The organism is Belliella baltica DSM 15883 (genome assembly GCF_000265405.1).
In the GTDB taxonomy this organism is placed as follows: Bacteria; Bacteroidota; Bacteroidia; order Cytophagales; family Cyclobacteriaceae; genus Belliella; species Belliella baltica.
In genome coordinates, this window is sequence record NC_018010.1 from 524,534 (window position 1) to 541,072 (window position 16,539).

18 protein-coding genes are annotated in these 16,539 nt (G+C 34.8%); 13 read left to right on the forward strand and 5 right to left on the reverse strand.

Annotation, left to right across the window (positions count from 1 at the left end; genetic code table 11):
- Positions 1–24: 24 nt before the first annotated feature.
- The gene (locus BELBA_RS18995) at positions 25–1,068 is read right to left on the reverse strand and encodes a YbjQ family protein (protein ID WP_014771165.1); all 1,044 of its coding nucleotides are present in this window, start codon (positions 1,066–1,068) and stop codon (positions 25–27) included.
- A 183-nt stretch (positions 1,069–1,251) separates the two neighbouring features.
- On the opposite strand from BELBA_RS18995, the gene BELBA_RS02435 reads away from it, so the two are divergent.
- The 7 genes from BELBA_RS02435 (at position 1,252) to BELBA_RS02465 (ending at position 5,229) form a co-directional block, all read left to right on the forward strand.
- Complete coding sequence (locus BELBA_RS02435) at positions 1,252–1,557, forward strand: type II toxin-antitoxin system HigB family toxin (protein ID WP_014771166.1); 306 nt, start codon at positions 1,252–1,254, stop codon at positions 1,555–1,557.
- A 22-nt stretch (positions 1,558–1,579) separates the two neighbouring features.
- Entirely contained in the window at positions 1,580–1,969 is a 390-nt protein-coding gene (locus tag BELBA_RS02440; RefSeq protein ID WP_014771167.1) for a helix-turn-helix domain-containing protein, read from the forward strand.
- A 5-nt stretch (positions 1,970–1,974) separates the two neighbouring features.
- Positions 1,975–2,268 carry an STAS-like domain-containing protein gene (locus BELBA_RS02445; protein ID WP_014771168.1) on the forward strand — a complete coding sequence of 98 codons (294 nt, stop codon included), beginning with the start codon at positions 1,975–1,977 and terminating at the stop codon, positions 2,266–2,268.
- A gap of 132 nt (positions 2,269–2,400) precedes the next feature.
- The gene (locus BELBA_RS02450; RefSeq protein ID WP_014771169.1) at positions 2,401–3,126 is read left to right on the forward strand and encodes a hypothetical protein; all 726 of its coding nucleotides are present in this window, start codon (positions 2,401–2,403) and stop codon (positions 3,124–3,126) included.
- A gap of 67 nt (positions 3,127–3,193) precedes the next feature.
- Positions 3,194–3,685: a hypothetical protein gene (locus BELBA_RS02455; protein WP_014771170.1), complete on the forward strand. Its 492-nt coding sequence runs from the start codon at positions 3,194–3,196 to the stop codon at positions 3,683–3,685.
- 148 nt (positions 3,686–3,833) lie between these two features.
- A complete protein-coding gene (locus BELBA_RS02460) occupies positions 3,834–4,403 on the forward strand; it encodes a hypothetical protein (protein ID WP_014771171.1) in 570 nt (189 codons plus the stop codon).
- The gene (locus tag BELBA_RS02465) at positions 4,390–5,229 is read left to right on the forward strand and encodes an agmatine deiminase family protein (RefSeq protein WP_014771172.1); all 840 of its coding nucleotides are present in this window, start codon (positions 4,390–4,392) and stop codon (positions 5,227–5,229) included. The genes BELBA_RS02460 and BELBA_RS02465 overlap by 14 nt, the downstream gene beginning before the upstream one ends.
- Positions 5,230–5,244: 15 nt before the next feature.
- On the opposite strand, the gene BELBA_RS02470 is transcribed toward BELBA_RS02465, so the two are convergent.
- The 4 genes from BELBA_RS02470 to BELBA_RS02485 form a co-directional block, all read right to left on the reverse strand.
- The gene (locus BELBA_RS02470; protein WP_014771173.1) at positions 5,245–6,360 is read right to left on the reverse strand and encodes a Fic family protein; all 1,116 of its coding nucleotides are present in this window, start codon (positions 6,358–6,360) and stop codon (positions 5,245–5,247) included.
- 245 nt (positions 6,361–6,605) lie between these two features.
- Entirely contained in the window at positions 6,606–7,667 is a 1,062-nt protein-coding gene (locus BELBA_RS02475) for a Fic family protein (protein ID WP_014771174.1), read from the reverse strand.
- Between the two features lie 473 nt (positions 7,668–8,140).
- Positions 8,141–8,860, reverse strand: a complete 720-nt coding sequence (locus BELBA_RS02480) for a hypothetical protein (protein WP_014771176.1) — start codon at positions 8,858–8,860, stop codon at positions 8,141–8,143.
- A gap of 55 nt (positions 8,861–8,915) precedes the next feature.
- Positions 8,916–9,818 carry a helix-turn-helix transcriptional regulator gene (locus tag BELBA_RS02485; RefSeq protein WP_014771177.1) on the reverse strand — a complete coding sequence of 301 codons (903 nt, stop codon included), beginning with the start codon at positions 9,816–9,818 and terminating at the stop codon, positions 8,916–8,918.
- A gap of 92 nt (positions 9,819–9,910) precedes the next feature.
- Here BELBA_RS02485 and BELBA_RS02490 point away from each other — a divergent pair, with 92 nt between their 5' ends.
- From BELBA_RS02490 to BELBA_RS02515, 6 genes are all read left to right on the forward strand, one after another.
- The gene (locus tag BELBA_RS02490; protein WP_014771178.1) at positions 9,911–10,879 is read left to right on the forward strand and encodes a hypothetical protein; all 969 of its coding nucleotides are present in this window, start codon (positions 9,911–9,913) and stop codon (positions 10,877–10,879) included.
- A gap of 4 nt (positions 10,880–10,883) precedes the next feature.
- Positions 10,884–11,513: a hypothetical protein gene (locus tag BELBA_RS02495; RefSeq protein WP_014771179.1), complete on the forward strand. Its 630-nt coding sequence runs from the start codon at positions 10,884–10,886 to the stop codon at positions 11,511–11,513.
- A 678-nt stretch (positions 11,514–12,191) separates the two neighbouring features.
- Complete coding sequence (locus BELBA_RS02500) at positions 12,192–13,877, forward strand: DUF262 domain-containing protein (protein ID WP_014771181.1); 1,686 nt, start codon at positions 12,192–12,194, stop codon at positions 13,875–13,877.
- A gap of 460 nt (positions 13,878–14,337) precedes the next feature.
- A complete protein-coding gene (aroQ, locus tag BELBA_RS02505) occupies positions 14,338–14,769 on the forward strand; it encodes a type II 3-dehydroquinate dehydratase (RefSeq protein WP_014771182.1) in 432 nt (143 codons plus the stop codon).
- On the forward strand, positions 14,766–15,821 hold the full coding sequence (locus tag BELBA_RS02510) for an aminotransferase class V-fold PLP-dependent enzyme (protein WP_014771183.1): 1,056 nt from the start codon (positions 14,766–14,768) through the stop codon (positions 15,819–15,821). The genes aroQ and BELBA_RS02510 overlap by 4 nt, the downstream gene beginning before the upstream one ends.
- Complete coding sequence (locus BELBA_RS02515) at positions 15,822–16,409, forward strand: MarC family protein (RefSeq protein ID WP_014771184.1); 588 nt, start codon at positions 15,822–15,824, stop codon at positions 16,407–16,409. It begins immediately after the preceding gene.
- Positions 16,410–16,539: the final 130 nt, after the last annotated feature.

Here is a 16,539-nt window from a genome sequence, read left to right on the forward strand (position 1 = left end):
TAAAATCATGTAAAAGAATAACCACTAGGTTTTAGTTTTGAATAACTCCTCTAAAGCCTCAATTTTCATTGAGAATTGATTTATGGCTATTTCTTCTCCTTTGGTAACACCTTTTATGTTACGACCGCATTCAGTGCAATAAACTAAATCCGGTGGGCTTTGATGACCTTTGTCACAAATGAATTTTTCTTTCGAACCCAACATTCCTTTTACTACCTCAATTTTACCCGTATCAGGTAAAGAGGTTAACAGGACTAAGATTTCAACCATTTTAGTATAATCATCAGCTGTATAAAAACTCTTTTTGGCTTCAAGAATTGCTATAGCATAATGAATTTTTCCTGATTCAATTAAATCGATTGTTAAGGAAGGTGAGAACACCTCACATTCAATAATTAATTGTGAAATAATTTCAGGGTTTGAAGCATACATTCCATAAAGTGTATTCTCAACTAATTCTGGAGTGCTCTGTCTCAGCAATACAGTTAGATAACCTTTATAAATTTTTAATTGGTCTGAGTATGGGTAATCCTTAACCAGTTTAAAATATGATTCCACCAAATTTGGAATAAGATCTTCTAATGAATTCTCAATTAAAAATTCCCAGTCACTGCTACCTAGAGTTTGATTTTGATCTACTTTTAGTTTGGTGGCTATCTTTCTAGACATCACATCAAGTTCATCTGATGTAAAAGACGAATTATTCTCTTTTACTAAATCAACTTTCTTTAAAAGTTTCAATTTCACGGCAGTACCAGATACAGAGATCATAAACATTGATTTACCGCCTCCTGAAATCTCATCAAAATCTATTCTTACTCCAATGATTCCATTAGCATTAAACGTTGCTGCTTTATTTTTCAACTTATCAATAGCCACTTTGTAAATTTTTTCGAGTTTGCTTTGATATATTTCGGAGTTCCCTCCAAAAAAGTCAGTAAATGATGCTCCTATATCTGAAAAGAAGTTTGTACCTAAGACAACATTTGTAGAAATCAATTCAAAATACTTTTCAATTTCATAACCTTCAAGTCTTTCAGTTGAGGAAACTAGAATTGCTGATCTCATTATTTAAAATTATTTGATGTACCTAAAAATACTTATTGATTTTGGATATTTATCAAGTTTGACCTAATTTCTATTGAAAAGAAAAGTTTTATTCTGAATTCTTAAATTTCATATCTAAATCAGATAAAAGTTTTCATATTGAAAACTTTTACCTATCTTCAACCGTTGTAAAAATATAAATCATTGAAAAACATCATTGCTTTAAGAAATCTGGTAAAATTCTATGAAAAGCATCCCGATGCGAAGGCCAGTCTTGAAACATGGATATCCATTACAAAAGGAGCTGATTGGCAAAAGTCAATGGATGTAGTCAAAGACTTTCCTGATGCAGACCCGGTCAAAAACAATCGTGTGGTATTCAATATCGCAAGAAATAAATACAGGCTAATCGTACAGATTAGTTATGTAAGGCAGTGGGTATTTATCAAATTTATTGGCACACATACCGAATATGATAAAGTTGATGCCAATACAGTTGACCAGTTTTAAATCGTAAAATCAAATCGTAGATATGAAATGGGATAAAATCATCACCACGGAGCAGGAATATGAAAATGCTTTAAAGAGACTCTCTTTAATATTTGATGACAATCCAGATAGTCCTGAAGGAATGGAAGCAGAGCTATTGGTGACGCTGATAGACAAGTATGAAAAAGAGCACTATTCTATCGCTTTACCTGAGCCTATCACTGCTATCAAAGAAGCCATGGAAATGAAAGGGCTTAAAGACAAAGACTTGATCCCTGCTATTGGCAGTAAGACTACTGTAAGCCTTGTACTCAACCGTAAACGAGCTTTGACTATAGACATGATCAGAAACCTTCACGAACTTTTAGGATTGCCAGTAGAGGTGTTAATTCAGCCTTATGAATTGAATGGCAGTCAGGAGATGGTGAAATAATTTATATGTTGATTAGAGTTGCACATATCGTCAAGGAGACCTTTACCAATCAAGCTGGACATGATTTTTATCTCCATCTTAAAGAGGTATTAAAAAAAGGTGAAACCATTGAAGTTTCTTTTAAAGACGCATCTGCGCCTTCTTCATCATTTTTAAACTCTTCTTTTGGGGCTCTAATTGAAGAAATTGGCTTGCAAGAATTTCTAAGTTTGGTCAAACCTAGAGAGCTGACACCAACGCAAGCGCAAATGCTAAAGTATTATATTCAAGGGTTTAAATCAGATAGTACTAAACATTAAAATAAGAGGGCGAAGCCTCTTATTTATTCGATATTCCTTTTTTTACTTCCATTGATATGGTTTTGGTTCTTAAAACTTCAAAATTTTCTTAATTTGAGTTTTTTAAATCAGTCCTAAAAAAATATGACACGCATGTTAGCCATAGCATTAATTATTTTTGGAGTTGTTGCCATAGGTTCAGGAATTTGGATGCTTGGTCAAGAGAACTCTTCTACAATAGATCAGAAAAGTCTTGAGAATGCTATTGCAGCTGCGATAAAGGATTCAAATTTCACTTCAAAAGAAGAAAATCTAATTCGAGATACAGCCCTTCAAGAAGGTAAAGATCCTGAACCTATCATTAAAAAAATTAAAGAAGATCTGAAAGCATCAATAGATGAACCTGAAACTGAGTTGATCGATGTAAATGTCAAAGCAGGATTAGATTTTGAAAAATTCATCGTCATGAAGTTCAATAAAGACTACTTTGTTATCAAACAATGGGCAGGAGATAAATATGTTGAAGGCAGGTATGCAGAAACTACCTTAGACCCTGACTTACAATTGGAGTTAAAGTTAGGAAATAAACGCTTCCCTGTTGCTGTAGAGTGTAAATGGAGAAGTAATGTAAAAGGAGATTTTATTCGCTTTGCGAATGATGGGCAATTGGAGCGATATCAGGCCTTTGAAACTCGGACTAAGATGCCAACCTTTATTGCCTTAGGTGTTGGTGGAATTCCTTCCTCCCCTGATGCACTTTATATCATCCCTGTTTCAGCTTTTAAAAAACCTATTCAGCATATGGCTAATATCAGTAAATATTGGAAGCCAATGGACAATGATTTTTTCTTTGATCAAGAGAAGGGGGAGTTGAGGTAATGTATCTACTTATTCAACCATAATAAGTACTTGATTTTAAATATTAAAAGAACCAAAGAACATAAACATGAAAAAACGATCAATAGTATTGGGGTACTTTGGAATGATGGTAACAAGTATTTTTCTAATAGGTTGTGGATCACTGAAGCCACCAACAAGTATCAAAAATGATGTAATTGAGAATTACCAATACTTTTTTATCACCCCAACAAACAGTTTAACTTCAAGTTCTGGTGCTACAGTTAATGGTCAATATTACTCATCAAGTAAAACTGTTAATCCAAGTGATGTAATAACAGGCAACTTGACAAAAAGAGGAATGATTAGATTACCTGAATTGAAGCCTGAATTATCAAATGAAACTTTAATTATTAATTACGGTGAAAGTGGCAAACGAAAAACTGGATTAGGTGGATATGCCCTGGAAGTAACAATTCAATTTGTGTCTTCAAAAGCAAACTCTCTTGTATGCTCTTGTACAGCAGAGGGGCAAGGCTCTACTGAAGCTGACGATATTAGGGAGGCTATTACAAGATGTCTTAATGAATTGTTACTATAAACAATTAGACTTTTAAAAATCTTCACCAAATCAATTTTCCTTATTTTCAGAACACTATAATTATGGAATTGATTAAAAGAACCTGTTTGAAATTACTCGAAGTTTTACTTTTAATCGGATTCACTCTTCATTACAAATTTTAAAAAAGATGACAAGCCAAGAAATAGAAATAGCATTAAAAACATTACGTGAAATAAAATTAAACTCAACCAAAGACTTAAGGTATGGTTTTGACTTAAATTGGGAAGACTTTATAAAAATTATGCAGTTCTTATCTCCTAAGTCTTTTGGAACAAGAATTCAAAATCGAATTATTGAGTTTAACGATTTTGAAAAAGTTAATCCATCTGAAGATAATGGGGATTTTTCCATTTCTGGTAAGTATTATGAATTTAAAACTTCGATTTTAACAACATCAAATAAACTTGCAAACTTCGTTGGATTAAGAGATTACCAAGAAAGAATCGATGGGTATATCTTGATGGTTATTGATACAAATTCCTCTCCTTATAAAACACTTCAATACAAACTTTCAAAAGAGCAAATGAAGGAAGAGTTAAAGATAATGAAAGCCAACCCTTCAAATGGAACAAAATCATCAAACCTATCAAACTTAAATTTTTCATATCGATTTTCTATTGATTTAATCTCAGATAATGTCAATTCAAAACGTTGGGATACCTATAAAATTGATTCCTTAAAATATGATAACAGATAACCAAACAAATTTTGTCTTCATAGCAGATTCTCTTCCCAAAAAGTATCCTGATTTTGCTAGAGAATTTATTTTGAAACTAGGGCAAGAAAATATCCCATATGGAGTTCTTCCAAATACTAAGGATGTTTGGGCTGTTGATTATATGCCAATTCAAGTTTCAGAGAGCAAATTTGTAAGATTCACTTATAAACCTGATTATTTAATCTCTAGCAAAATTAAAGCTCTGTCAATCTCAGATGTTGATTCTATCTGTCATGCAATTGGTATCGAGACTGTTAAATCTGATATAATTCTAGATGGAGGAAATGTATCTAGGTGGAACGATAAGGTATTGATGACAAGCAAAATCTTTATTGAAAACCGACAAATTCCAGAACTTGAACTTATTGAACAGCTAAAAAATCTACTTGAAATAAATGACCTATTTTTTGTTCCAGTAGAAAAAGGGGATTGGCTAGGCCATGCTGATGGGATGGCTAGGTTTATTGCTAGTGACACTGTTTTAATAAATGATTTTAGCAAAGAAGAACAGGAGGACTATATCGACTTTTTGAGTGCATTACATAACTCAGGTCTCAAATGGCGTATTTTCCCCTATGAGATATATGACAATGAAGACTTGGATGATGCGGCAGGACTTTATTTGAACTTTCTTGAATTAGAAAACTACTTAATCTTACCAATTTTTAATAAGGTAACAGACGACGAGGCAATTGAAAAGGCAAAAGAAATCTTTCCTGAGAAACAACTCATTACAATCTTAAGCAATGAACCGGCACAGGACACAGGAATCATAAATTGCCTGACTTGGAATATTAAGAGGTAGATTAATACGGAAAGATTATTTCACATTTAGTAAATTCAACTCGTACCTCACAGATCTACCCGCTCCTGACTGGATCAGAAGTCCATTTTCGTTAAGGTATTGCAGGTCTCTTGTTGCGGTGGCTTTGGAAACCTGAGTGATGGACATGTATTTTTTAGCACTCATTCCACCTTGGAAACCTTCTGGCCCTGCTTCAAACATTCTTTCAATGACTTTGGTCTGTCTGTCGTCCATATAGTTTTTATATTTATCAAAGTACTTCACTTTCCCCAAAAGAAATTCTACCAAAGCTTTTGAATCCCGTTGAGCGGTGATGATTACTTTAATAAAGTAGGCTATCCAATCGGTAATTTCCAAGCCCCTTTGCGCATCTTTCAAAGCTTGGTAATACGCATTTTTATCCGCTTCAATGATTTTTGATATACTCATTAAGACGGGTTTTCCTAGAAATTGTGATAAGGCTTTTTCTGCAAGGGCCCTGCCGATTCTTCCGTTACCATCTTCAAATGGATGTATGGATTCAAAATAAAGATGCACGATGGCTGATTTCAACAAAGCTGAACCGATAGCATTGATTGGGGGAAAGTTAGCCTGGTTATACCAGTTAACCATCAATTCCATTTCTTTGGCCACCTTATCTGATGGTGGAGCTTCAAAATGCACTATTTCTCTTCCTATGGATCCAGAAACGACCTGCATGGGTTCCTTTCCTTCTCTCCAATCGCCAACCAGTAAATTCTTGGAATGAACAAAGAGGATTTTGTGCCAATTTTTTAGCATCTCTGTACTTAGCGGCAATTGAAAGCTAGTTCTTACCTCTACCATCAACTCAGCAATCCCAGCCGAATAGCGATCTTTTACTCTAGCAGGTGTTTTGTTTAGTCCAAGTTTATTCTTGATTGAAGACATGACATCCTCTCGGCTGTAAAACTCACCCTCAATGGCAGAGGATTTTATGGCTTCAGAAACCATGATATTGATGACCGTTTCTTCCTCTAAATCTGTAGAGAGTCCTTTTTCCATCCCACTCAATTCAGCCCATTCCAAGGAAAATTCTAGAAATAAAGGCTGTAAGATCTCCAAATCATAATGGAAATTAGGCCAATTTTGATGCTGCCAGTTGTAGGTCATGAGCCAATTATTTTATTCAATCGGCTCAAATATAGATATTTTTTGAGCCGATTAAAAGGATTAATCGGCTCAGCGTAGTTTTATTCCATATCGGAATATGGAATAATTGCTTCTCTATTTTCATGAAATGAAGCATAGATTTTATTTATACTTTCATTTAAATTCTATCTAATTTCTTTCTTAGCAATCTACTCTGGCTTTTCTTTCAATCGCTAATTTGCCTAAACCATTATGTCTATATTCATTTAGGGCGTCAATGCCTTGGTCAGATATGGGTTAATGTAATAATTGGGTTTGCTTACTTTTTTGATCAAGACGCCATCTTTGGCTAATTGATTGAGATATCCCGCAGCGGTAGGTCGACTGATGCGAAGGGCCTCTTGTAAATATTCTATTTTGGTGTAGGGATGATGGAAAAGGTGGTTGAGCAAATCCTGACTGTAAAATTTATAATTTTCTCGGAGGACATTTTTCAACACCATCATAGCTCTTTTTATTTCTTCCACTTTGTGCATGGTGCTTAGCGCAGTTTGCTCCACCCCTTGAATCATGTATAAAAGCCAATCTTCCCATTCCCCTGTTTTTCTTACTTCTTGCAAGTGCATGTAGTATTCGCTCTTATTTTGTATAATAAAATGGCTCAGGTACAGTATGGGCAAGTCAAGTAAACCTTGGAGAACCAAGTAGAGGATATTGATGATTCTTCCTGTGCGGCCATTGCCATCATAAAATGGATGTATGCTTTCGAACTGAAAGTGAATAACTGCCATTTTGATAATTGGGTCTACTTCACTCATCTCAGGATCGTTGATGAATAGCTCCAAGTTCTGCATTAACGTTACAATCTCATCATATTCCTGCGGTGGTGTGTAAACCACTTCTCCCGTCTGCTGATTTTTGAGTGCTGTTCCTGATAGTTTTCGAAAACCTGCATTGTTCCCTTCCAATACAGTTTGTATTTCTATGATGTGATTGGATGTAAGAATGCCATGTTTGGTGACAATGTCAAAACCCCTTTTGAGAGCAGATATATAGTTTTTCACTTCTTTGGCTTGTGGAGACACATAGTAATCAGGTCCAAGTGAAGATCGGTAGAGTTCATCATGTGTAGTAACTATATTTTCCACCTCAGAACTATCTTTAGCCTCTTGTATGGATAATGAATTGATCAATATATCCTGCCTAGGAATACTTCGAGCTACGCCCTTGAGCTCTGCCAGTGCACGATGTGCCTGGTTGAGGGCTTTGAGTACTTGTTTGGTTTCAAGTTCTTTGCTGTAAGGAAGTGATGTAGGTTGCCAGGTCATGGGTATTGTAAAGATTTTTAATTTTTCTTTATCTTGTGAAACACTAATGTAAAGAAAATTGAAATTCTTTTACATTGTATTCGCTAAATATTAAGAATTTCTTGTTCTTTTTATTCTTGCTACCATTACTTACTTGAACTAAATGGTATTTTGAGCCGATTAAAAGAGTTAATCGGCTCATGGTAGTTTTATTCCATATCGGAATATGGAATAATTTCTTTATGGTTTAGTGGGTAGTCTTAAAGAAGAGTGAATCATAGATGATTTTGCACTCTTTGCAGAAATTTTGCAGTAAAATTAACTCAAAATCAGCATTTCCAAGCCGTATGGTCACATACTGCAAGAAGTGCAAAGAATGCAAAAAAGTAGCCTCATTTTAAGTTCTCATTTCCCCTGAAACCTTAGCTTCAGGGGAAGTGAAATGGTATTTCTAAAATAAATCAGTGCAAATATTCACCTCGTGATTTATGATTTTAAGATGTTTTGTCGAAAAGACAAATTTCAGATTTTTTGTAACGCAGTAAAATATCCTTGAGCCTATCTAATAATTCATTCTCAGAAGTCCTATGACTAGGATGGTACATTTCAATTATCAATCTTCTAGCACTTCCTTCTCGGTAAAGATGAAACAGTCTGGTTTTTCTATTTTGATCTTCCATAATTAGTTGGATATCTCCACCATAAATGAAACCAAGGTAATGTCTCGTTTTACCACAGAGCAAAATGTCAGGACTTAAAATCCCTTCGATTTGTTCCATTAAAAAATCCTTGTCTTTAGTTGCTACCATTTCTAGATCCTTAATTGAAGAAGTTTTGGTGCCTCTATACTTTTTAATATTTACATAAGCAGACTCGCTTAGTGATGAAATAGCATCTTTATTATTTTTTTCCTCAAAAATCTCTCGTATCAGGCTTATCCTTTTAGCTAAAACACTTAAAGTCCCCTTATTCTTTAGAAATGCCTCCGGACCTTTTTCTTTTATCTTTTTCTGAAAACCTTTACCAAAATTGTATCCTTTAGAAGCAGTTTTATCAAATGGCACTTCTTTGAGAATTGAACATATTTTGATACTTGAGTTAATGTATGCGTCAGCGTCCAAGGCTCCATCTTGAACAAAAAATGTTGTTTCATCAGCATTAGAGTGGCTTCTCCATCGTTGAAACAACTCGTTCTCTTTTTCGGTAATTGTCATATTTCTAAGTTTGGTTGAATAGAATTTACTTTTTTTGAGACTTTAAGATATTGAGTTATTTGAATAGTATTCCCTCAGCTATATCCCCCCCCTTCACTCTCACTATCTCCTTTAATTTCTCTGGAGCATCAACTCTGACCTCGTCACCATGGGAAAGTATTTCAGCGATCAATTCATATTCGATTTTGACACGGAGACGGATGGTTAGAATTTGGTCATCATCTACCAAGATCTCTTGACTTTCATGCCATGGTAGAGATTTGATATAGCGGCCTTTGAATTCTGTGAAAGTTAGGACTACTTCTTCAACAGGGTTACCAGGAGTATTGATAATACCAAACAGATCCTGAAAATAGACCTCAAAATCAATCTGCCGATTAACTTTAAATCTTTCTTTGTTTAAGCTTATCTCGTGAACCCGATCTAGCGCAAATACTTTGAATTGATCCTTTTCGTCTAAAGTCAGCAAGTACCAACGCTGTTTGAATTCCTTCAGGGCTAGTGGTTTTAGAATTCTTTCTTCTGTTTCCCATTTCCAATATTTACCATAGGTAATTTGAATCTTTTTGCTGTGTTCTATGGCATTCATGATGGTAGAAAAGTGCTCTGTGCCTTTAGCTACTTTCTGCTCCATAAAAATATAAGGAGGTACTTTTCCTCTTTTACCAAAGAGTTGAAGGGTATCAAAAACTTCTAAGAGCTGTATGTTTTGTTCGCTGCTTTCTTCGGTATCGATGGCATATTGGCCGGATTTGAAATCAAAATTGATAGAGATGCCAAAAAACTCATTGATCTCAGCTAAATCTCGGTTGAATGTACGCTTCGAAATGATCAATTCTCTGTCAAGGTCTTCTTCTTTCCTTGCTAAGTGATTTTCTAGGGTTTCCCAGTCAAACGCCTTTCTTCTGGCTAATTTGATGATTTCAGCCTGTCTTATTAAAGAATCTAACTTGCTCATGCTCTAAAGATAAGCATAAGCTTCGCCAAAATACGTCGGAGTTATTTTTTATCAAGACATATTTTGGCAGAGGTTCATTTGATCTTTGGATTATGAATAAATCAGAACACCTGACATTTACAGCTTTGGCATTGCAAAAGCTTTATCCCAAATACGGTCTGTTTATAGAATCATTTATACAGAAAGTAAAGCCATTTTTCTTAGGGGATTTAGATGATCAGGAAGCTCAAATAATTCATTTGATTGCATTTGAAACTAAAGAAAAAACAAAAGAGCTGATGATGGATTTTTTAAGCTTGATGGGAATGCAGTCTGATTCCTTTTTGCTTTTGGATAACCAAGATATAAATGGGTTTGGCATTTATAACCAAATCGAGAATTTACAGCGGAACTATTCAAAGCTCCCACAAATCATACTCACGGACTTTTTTTATGATTATTTTTTGGAGCTTCCTTCTGAGATTTCTTATTTAGATGTAAAACAGAAACGGTTGGGTGAATTTTTGAAAGAGAGAAAAGCGTTTGACTTCTCTTTCTCGCTACCACCATCTGATTCACGCCAAACACTTTGGATAAGTATATTGAGTCCTTTTGAATCATGGGATGCTCAAAGGACCCGATTAACCTTTAAGTTTTTATGGGAAAATAAAATAGAAACTCTAAAAGAGCTAAAGTTAGCCTATATACCAGAAGACCTGGAATATCCTCTGCAACATGACTACATCAGGAAGGATGATTTATTATTCTGCTCTGAAAATAAACCTAAGAGGCTGAAATTCTCCTTCAAACTATTAAAACTACATAGATATCTTGAAAAATATTTTTCTCAAAAATCTGAATTCCCTATTCATATCAGCTACTTGGCCATCGACTATTTTAGTATCTATACGCTTCATAGGGAATTATCCTTTAGCCAACTAAAGGTAGAAGCTGAGAATTTCTTTAATCCTGTTTTTTATCAAATCCCTAGGATGATTTTGAAGAGAACAGAAAAGATAGAAACAATAGAAATTGCCTATAAGGCAGGCTGGAAAATCAATGTGAATCACAAGAATATTTGATAATATGAAAAGAAGAGATTTTGTAAAGTCACTGCCAATATTGGCGGTTGCTCCTTCTATTTTGAGTTATACTCAAAAAGAAGAAATCCATTTAGTAGCCTTAGGGACTGCTGCTTCAAAACTGATCGGACGAAGTAGTGATAATCTGAAAGTTGATAGCATCACCTTTATCACTGATAAAAGGCCCCGTATATCAAAGATGAATTGTGAGTTTATCCAATTTGCACCTCCTAATTCAGCTTATGATTATTATGGTGGGTTCAGGTTTTTAAAAAAGGAAATACCAATGCAGCTGGAGCTGTCAGATCAAATCAAACAAAGACTGGATAGCTTAAAAGGAAGGGTAATTCTTATTGCTGGACTGGGAAAGTTTACAGGAACTTTCATGTACTCGCCAATCACAAATTACTTAGACTCTAAAGGTTTCAAAACAGAAGGCTTGTGTTCACTGCCCTTTGAATTTGAAGGGGGTTTTTGGAGAAAAGCTTCAATAAAAACTGCTAGCAGCATTCAGGGCAATCAGAAAGTTTTGGATTTTGAACAGATAAGAAAGCAGAAAGGTAATGTTTCTATTCGCTCTGCTTTTGAATATGCTGATGATTGGATGTTAGGGGTATTGCGTATCATGTTGTAGTGATATGAAGTATGATAAAGAATCAATTCAGTTAAAAATACCCTGTAGTTGGTATTGTTTGAGAAATGATTAAGCGTTAGATTTATAATGAATTCTGGAGATAATGTCGTAAGATTCGTTTTTAGCGATGCTCCAGACTTACTTCTAGGATTTTAAAAAATAAAATTTCTAAAATAAATATAAAATCATGTCAAATTTCTATTGTGAATATTGTGGATTAAAATCTCATAGTGTAGCACACTTGACTAGTGGCAAATGTCATAAATCTCCATTAGGTTCAAATAAAAGTAATCATAAGCTCTATGAAGGGAGTGAAAAATCACAGTACACATGTAAATTTTGTGGATCAAAATCACATAGTATTTTACATCTTACAAGTGGTTCGTGTCATCGACATCCCGATGGAAGTAATAAGGGAAAGCACAGCCCAGCACTTTAAACGACTAAAAAGTAATTAATATCAAAAAATTATTGCACTACTTGCAGGAACCTTGCAGTGTTCCCCTTTTAAAAACCCTTAATCTAACCAGTATGGGCATACTCTGCAAAAAGTGCAAGGAATGCAAGAATGTGTCATCATATTAAATTTTTCTTCCCCTGAAGCAATTGCTTTTGGGGAAAGAAAAATGATAATTACACATAACTGAGATCAAAAATAGACATCTTTAACATTCGACAATGGAAGCATCAACATCAATCAAACAAATGTTAGCAGGGAACAGAATTTTTGTTCCTACTTATCAACGTGCTTATTCTTGGGACACAGAATTTGAAAGTAGTAAAACGCCTAAACAAGTAAACACATTTCTGTCTGACTTGGAAGACTACAATCGAAGCACAACAAAATCAAAATACTATTTCGGACACTTTTTATTTGAAGAAAAGGAAGTTAATAAATTCGGAGTAATTGACGGTCAACAGCGACTTACAACAATTGTCATTTTTCTTTCGGCTTTGTTCGCTCGAATTAAGCAAATCAGACCTTTAAATGAAACCGAACAAGAAACATTTGAAGACATCATTAAAAGAAATTCAACTTATCGCTTTGCAACAGTTGATTATGATAACCAGCTTTTCAAAGACTATGTAATTGACAAATCCAAAAAGGATAAAAACGGACTTGAAACAGAATCAGCAAAACGAATTGTAACTGCTTTTGACTTTTTTGCTCAAAAACTTATAAATAAAGATGAAGCATATCTTTTAAAAATTCTTGAAACTGTTCAAAGTGCATCTTGCACAACACACCCAGTTACAGACGAATCAGAAGCAATTCAAATGTTTATATTCCAAAACAACAGGGGTAAAAAACCTTCAAATTTGGAGATTATAAAGGCTCAATTTATGTTTAATGTTCATCTTTACGGTGGCGAAGAAAAGGAAACATTAATTGATGAAATTAAATCAAGATTTGAAAAGATTTATAAATCAATTTCATCAATCGAATACAATATAAACGAAGATGATGTTTTGGTTTACACATTAAGAGTTCATTTCAATTCTCTTTGGGAGTCAAACGCAATTGAGAAAATCAATAAACTTCTTTCGGAAGAAAATTCAATTTCATTTATCAAGGATTTTACTCGTTCACTTGCGATAAGTTTTGAGCATTTAACGTCGTTCTTTGGCAAAGACCAAAGAGAAAATCTTGAAATTCATTCACTCATTTCACTTGGTGGCATTGGTATTTCTATTCCATTTATCATAAAGGCTTACAAATTCGGACTTTCCAAAATTGACATATCACAACTTTGTTCAAGTCTTGAATCATTAGTAATAAGACACAGACTAATAGGAACAAGAGCAGATATAACATCACGACTTAATGATGTTTACCAAAAATTCACTTCTGAGAATCCTGACATTTCACCAATAATTATTAGAATTGATTGGATGAAAACTACACAAGATTGGTGGTGGTCATATTGGGGTAACAATGAATTAGAAAAAGCATTACAAGGCGGCATTAATCACTCGACAGCAAAATTCTTACTTTGGAAATACGAAAACCATCTTGAATCACAAGGGAAAAGTGGTTACTCACCGACAAGATTTGATAAAATAACAAGTCCAGAATTGGAGCATATTGCACCACAGACAGAAAATCCAGAAACAGGTTACGACACTTATGATGAAGAATTTATAAATCAACACATCAACTGTTTAGGAAACTATTTACTCCTTTCAAAATCTCATAACTGTTCAGTAGGTAACAGGCCATTTGCGGACAAAAGAGCGAGTTACACACATTTAGAGCAACAAAGAGAAATTCAAGAATTGACGAAGGACAATCCAATTTGGACGAGAGATTTAATACAGAAAAGGAAAGAAAAAATAGTTCAATTTCTAATGACAACTGTATGACTACATCAGGAAACGTAGCGGAAAATCAGCACTTGGCTTAAAAATAGCTAAAATTGAAATCGAAGTTTTGCGTTCCGAAGTCTGCTGGTTTCTACCTATTTAATTTATCGCTATTCACTTCACAAGCGATTTTGGTAATAGTAAGATTAAAATTAATTTGGTTAATACTAACCAGTTATTTCAATTTGATTCCAATCAATTCAAATTCATGAAACCATTGACTTCTGCCCCCTATTTTGTCCCCCTAAAGCTGTAACTTATTGATTTTAATTTCTTTGAATAAGTCCTGTTCCCGCTACTATGAAGCCAAGCAGAAATGCTTGGTTTTTTTTACGCCTTGAAATGATGTGGATGTTTTTTTAATTTGAATGAATTAACTGTTTATTCAATATTTTTTGTGTTATCTCTTATTAATCAAATAACTTTGTTCTTTATAGATAACCACTAATCAAATCGCATTTTGAAAATCATCATTATCAATGGGCCTAATCTTAACCTTCTCGGAAAAAGAGAGCCTGAAATATATGGAAATCAATCTTTTGAGGATTATTTTTCTATTTTGAAAAACAAGTTTGCAGAAATCGATCTGAGCTATTTTCAAAGCAATGTGGAAGGCGAAATTATCAACAAAATCCACGAAGTGGGTTTTGAATGTGACGCTATTCTACTGAATGCAGGTGGTTATACACATACTTCAGTTGCTATTTCAGACGCTATAGCTGGGGTGAGCACTCCAGTTTTGGAAGTTCATATTTCAAATATCTACAAAAGAGAAGAATTCAGACACAAGAGTATCATCAGTAAAGAATGTGTTGGGATGATTTCTGGCTTAGGTCTTATGGGGTATGAACTTGGATTGCAATATTTTCTCAGAACCTCTACAAACCTATGATTACATTTTCTCCTGGGCCATCTAAGGTTTATGACGCCTTGCCCAAATATCTCCAAGAAGCATATGAGTCAGGAATACTAAGTGCAAGCCATAGAAGTTCGGCTTTCATGAATCTATATAAAGAAACAGAAACATTGATGCAGGAAAAACTGCATGTTCCTGAGGGATACAAGTTGCTTTTCACTTCCTCCGCTACGGAAAACTGGGAGATTATCACCCAATCTATCGTGCAGGAAGCTGGTTTTCATATTTTCTCAGGTTCTTTTGGTAAGAAATGGTTTGAATATGCCAAGCATATTAATGCCAAAACTGAAGCTTTGAAAATCGATGCAAATGAAACCATTGATGTGGAAAATCTCCAGATTGGGAACGAGTTTGATGTGATTGCCATAACGCAAAACGAGACTTCTAATGCCACTCAGGTAAAGAATGAAACGATAGCTGCAATAGCGGATAAGTTTCCCGAGAAGATGATTGCTGTAGACACAACCTCTTCTATGGGTGGTATTGAGTTGGATTTTAGCTTAGCAGATATATGGTATGCTTCCGTTCAGAAATGTTTTGGTTTGCCTGCGGGACTTGGAGTCTTACTCCTTTCTCCAAAAGCGATAGAAAAGATCAGAGACAAAGGAGAGCGGGGACACTATAATAGTTTGAACTTTATGCTAGAAAATGCAGAAATTTATCAAACGCATTATACACCAAATGTCTTAGGAATCTATTTATTGAATAGAGTCTTGAGAGACATGCCAGAAATCCAACATGTAGACGAGCAGATCAAGGAGCGCATGCAAAAACTGGAATATACAGTCGCCATGACGAGCAAATTAAAGCTCTTGATAGAAAATGAAGCAAGTCGGAGCTCTACTGTTTTGGCCATTTCAGGTTCGGAAGAATTCATCACTTCAGTCAAAAAAGCAGCTGAAAGAGAAGGTATGCAAATGGGAGGTGGATATGGTCCTTTGAAAACAACTAGTTTTAGGATTGCGAATTTCCCGGCTATAACGGATGCTGAGTTTGATAAATTGATCAACTTTCTAAAACAATATTAAATGGGAACTTTTGATTTAAAGGAGATCTTATCTGTGACTTTGATCCTCTTTTCAGTCATTGATATACTGGGGTCCATCCCCATTGTGATCAACTTGAGGAAAAAAGTCGGACATATAGAATCTGAAAAAGCGACATTGGCTGCTGGGGTTTTGATGATTTTATTTCTTTTCCTAGGAAAATCTATCCTTAACCTTTTTGGAATTGGAGTCGAAGATTTTGCGATAGCTGGAGCTTTGATCATTTTTGCTTTGGGAGCGGAGATGATTTTGGGAATTGAGCTTTTTAAACCTGATCCTGAAGCAAGTGGCGGGGCATCGATTGTACCAATCGCATTCCCTTTGATCGCAGGTGCAGGAACCTTGACTACCATCTTGACATTGAAAGCTGAGTTTGCTCAAATCAACATCGGGATAGGGATTATCATTAACCTGATCATCGTTTATGTAGTATTGAAAAGTACAACTTGGCTGGAGCGGAAACTTGGAAAGACAGGTTTGGATGTATTGAGAAGGATCTTTGGGATTATTCTTTTATCCATTGCCATCAAAATCTTCAAAAGTGCGCTGTTTTCGGGAGAAATGATCTAAAAAAACGAGGCTCTGAAATGTTGAATTTCAGAGCCTTTTTTACAATAACTTATATTTCATAGATTGATACCAACCCTAGGGTCGAGGTGACATACAAGTCATTTCGAATTTACCTCACATTTTGACTAAA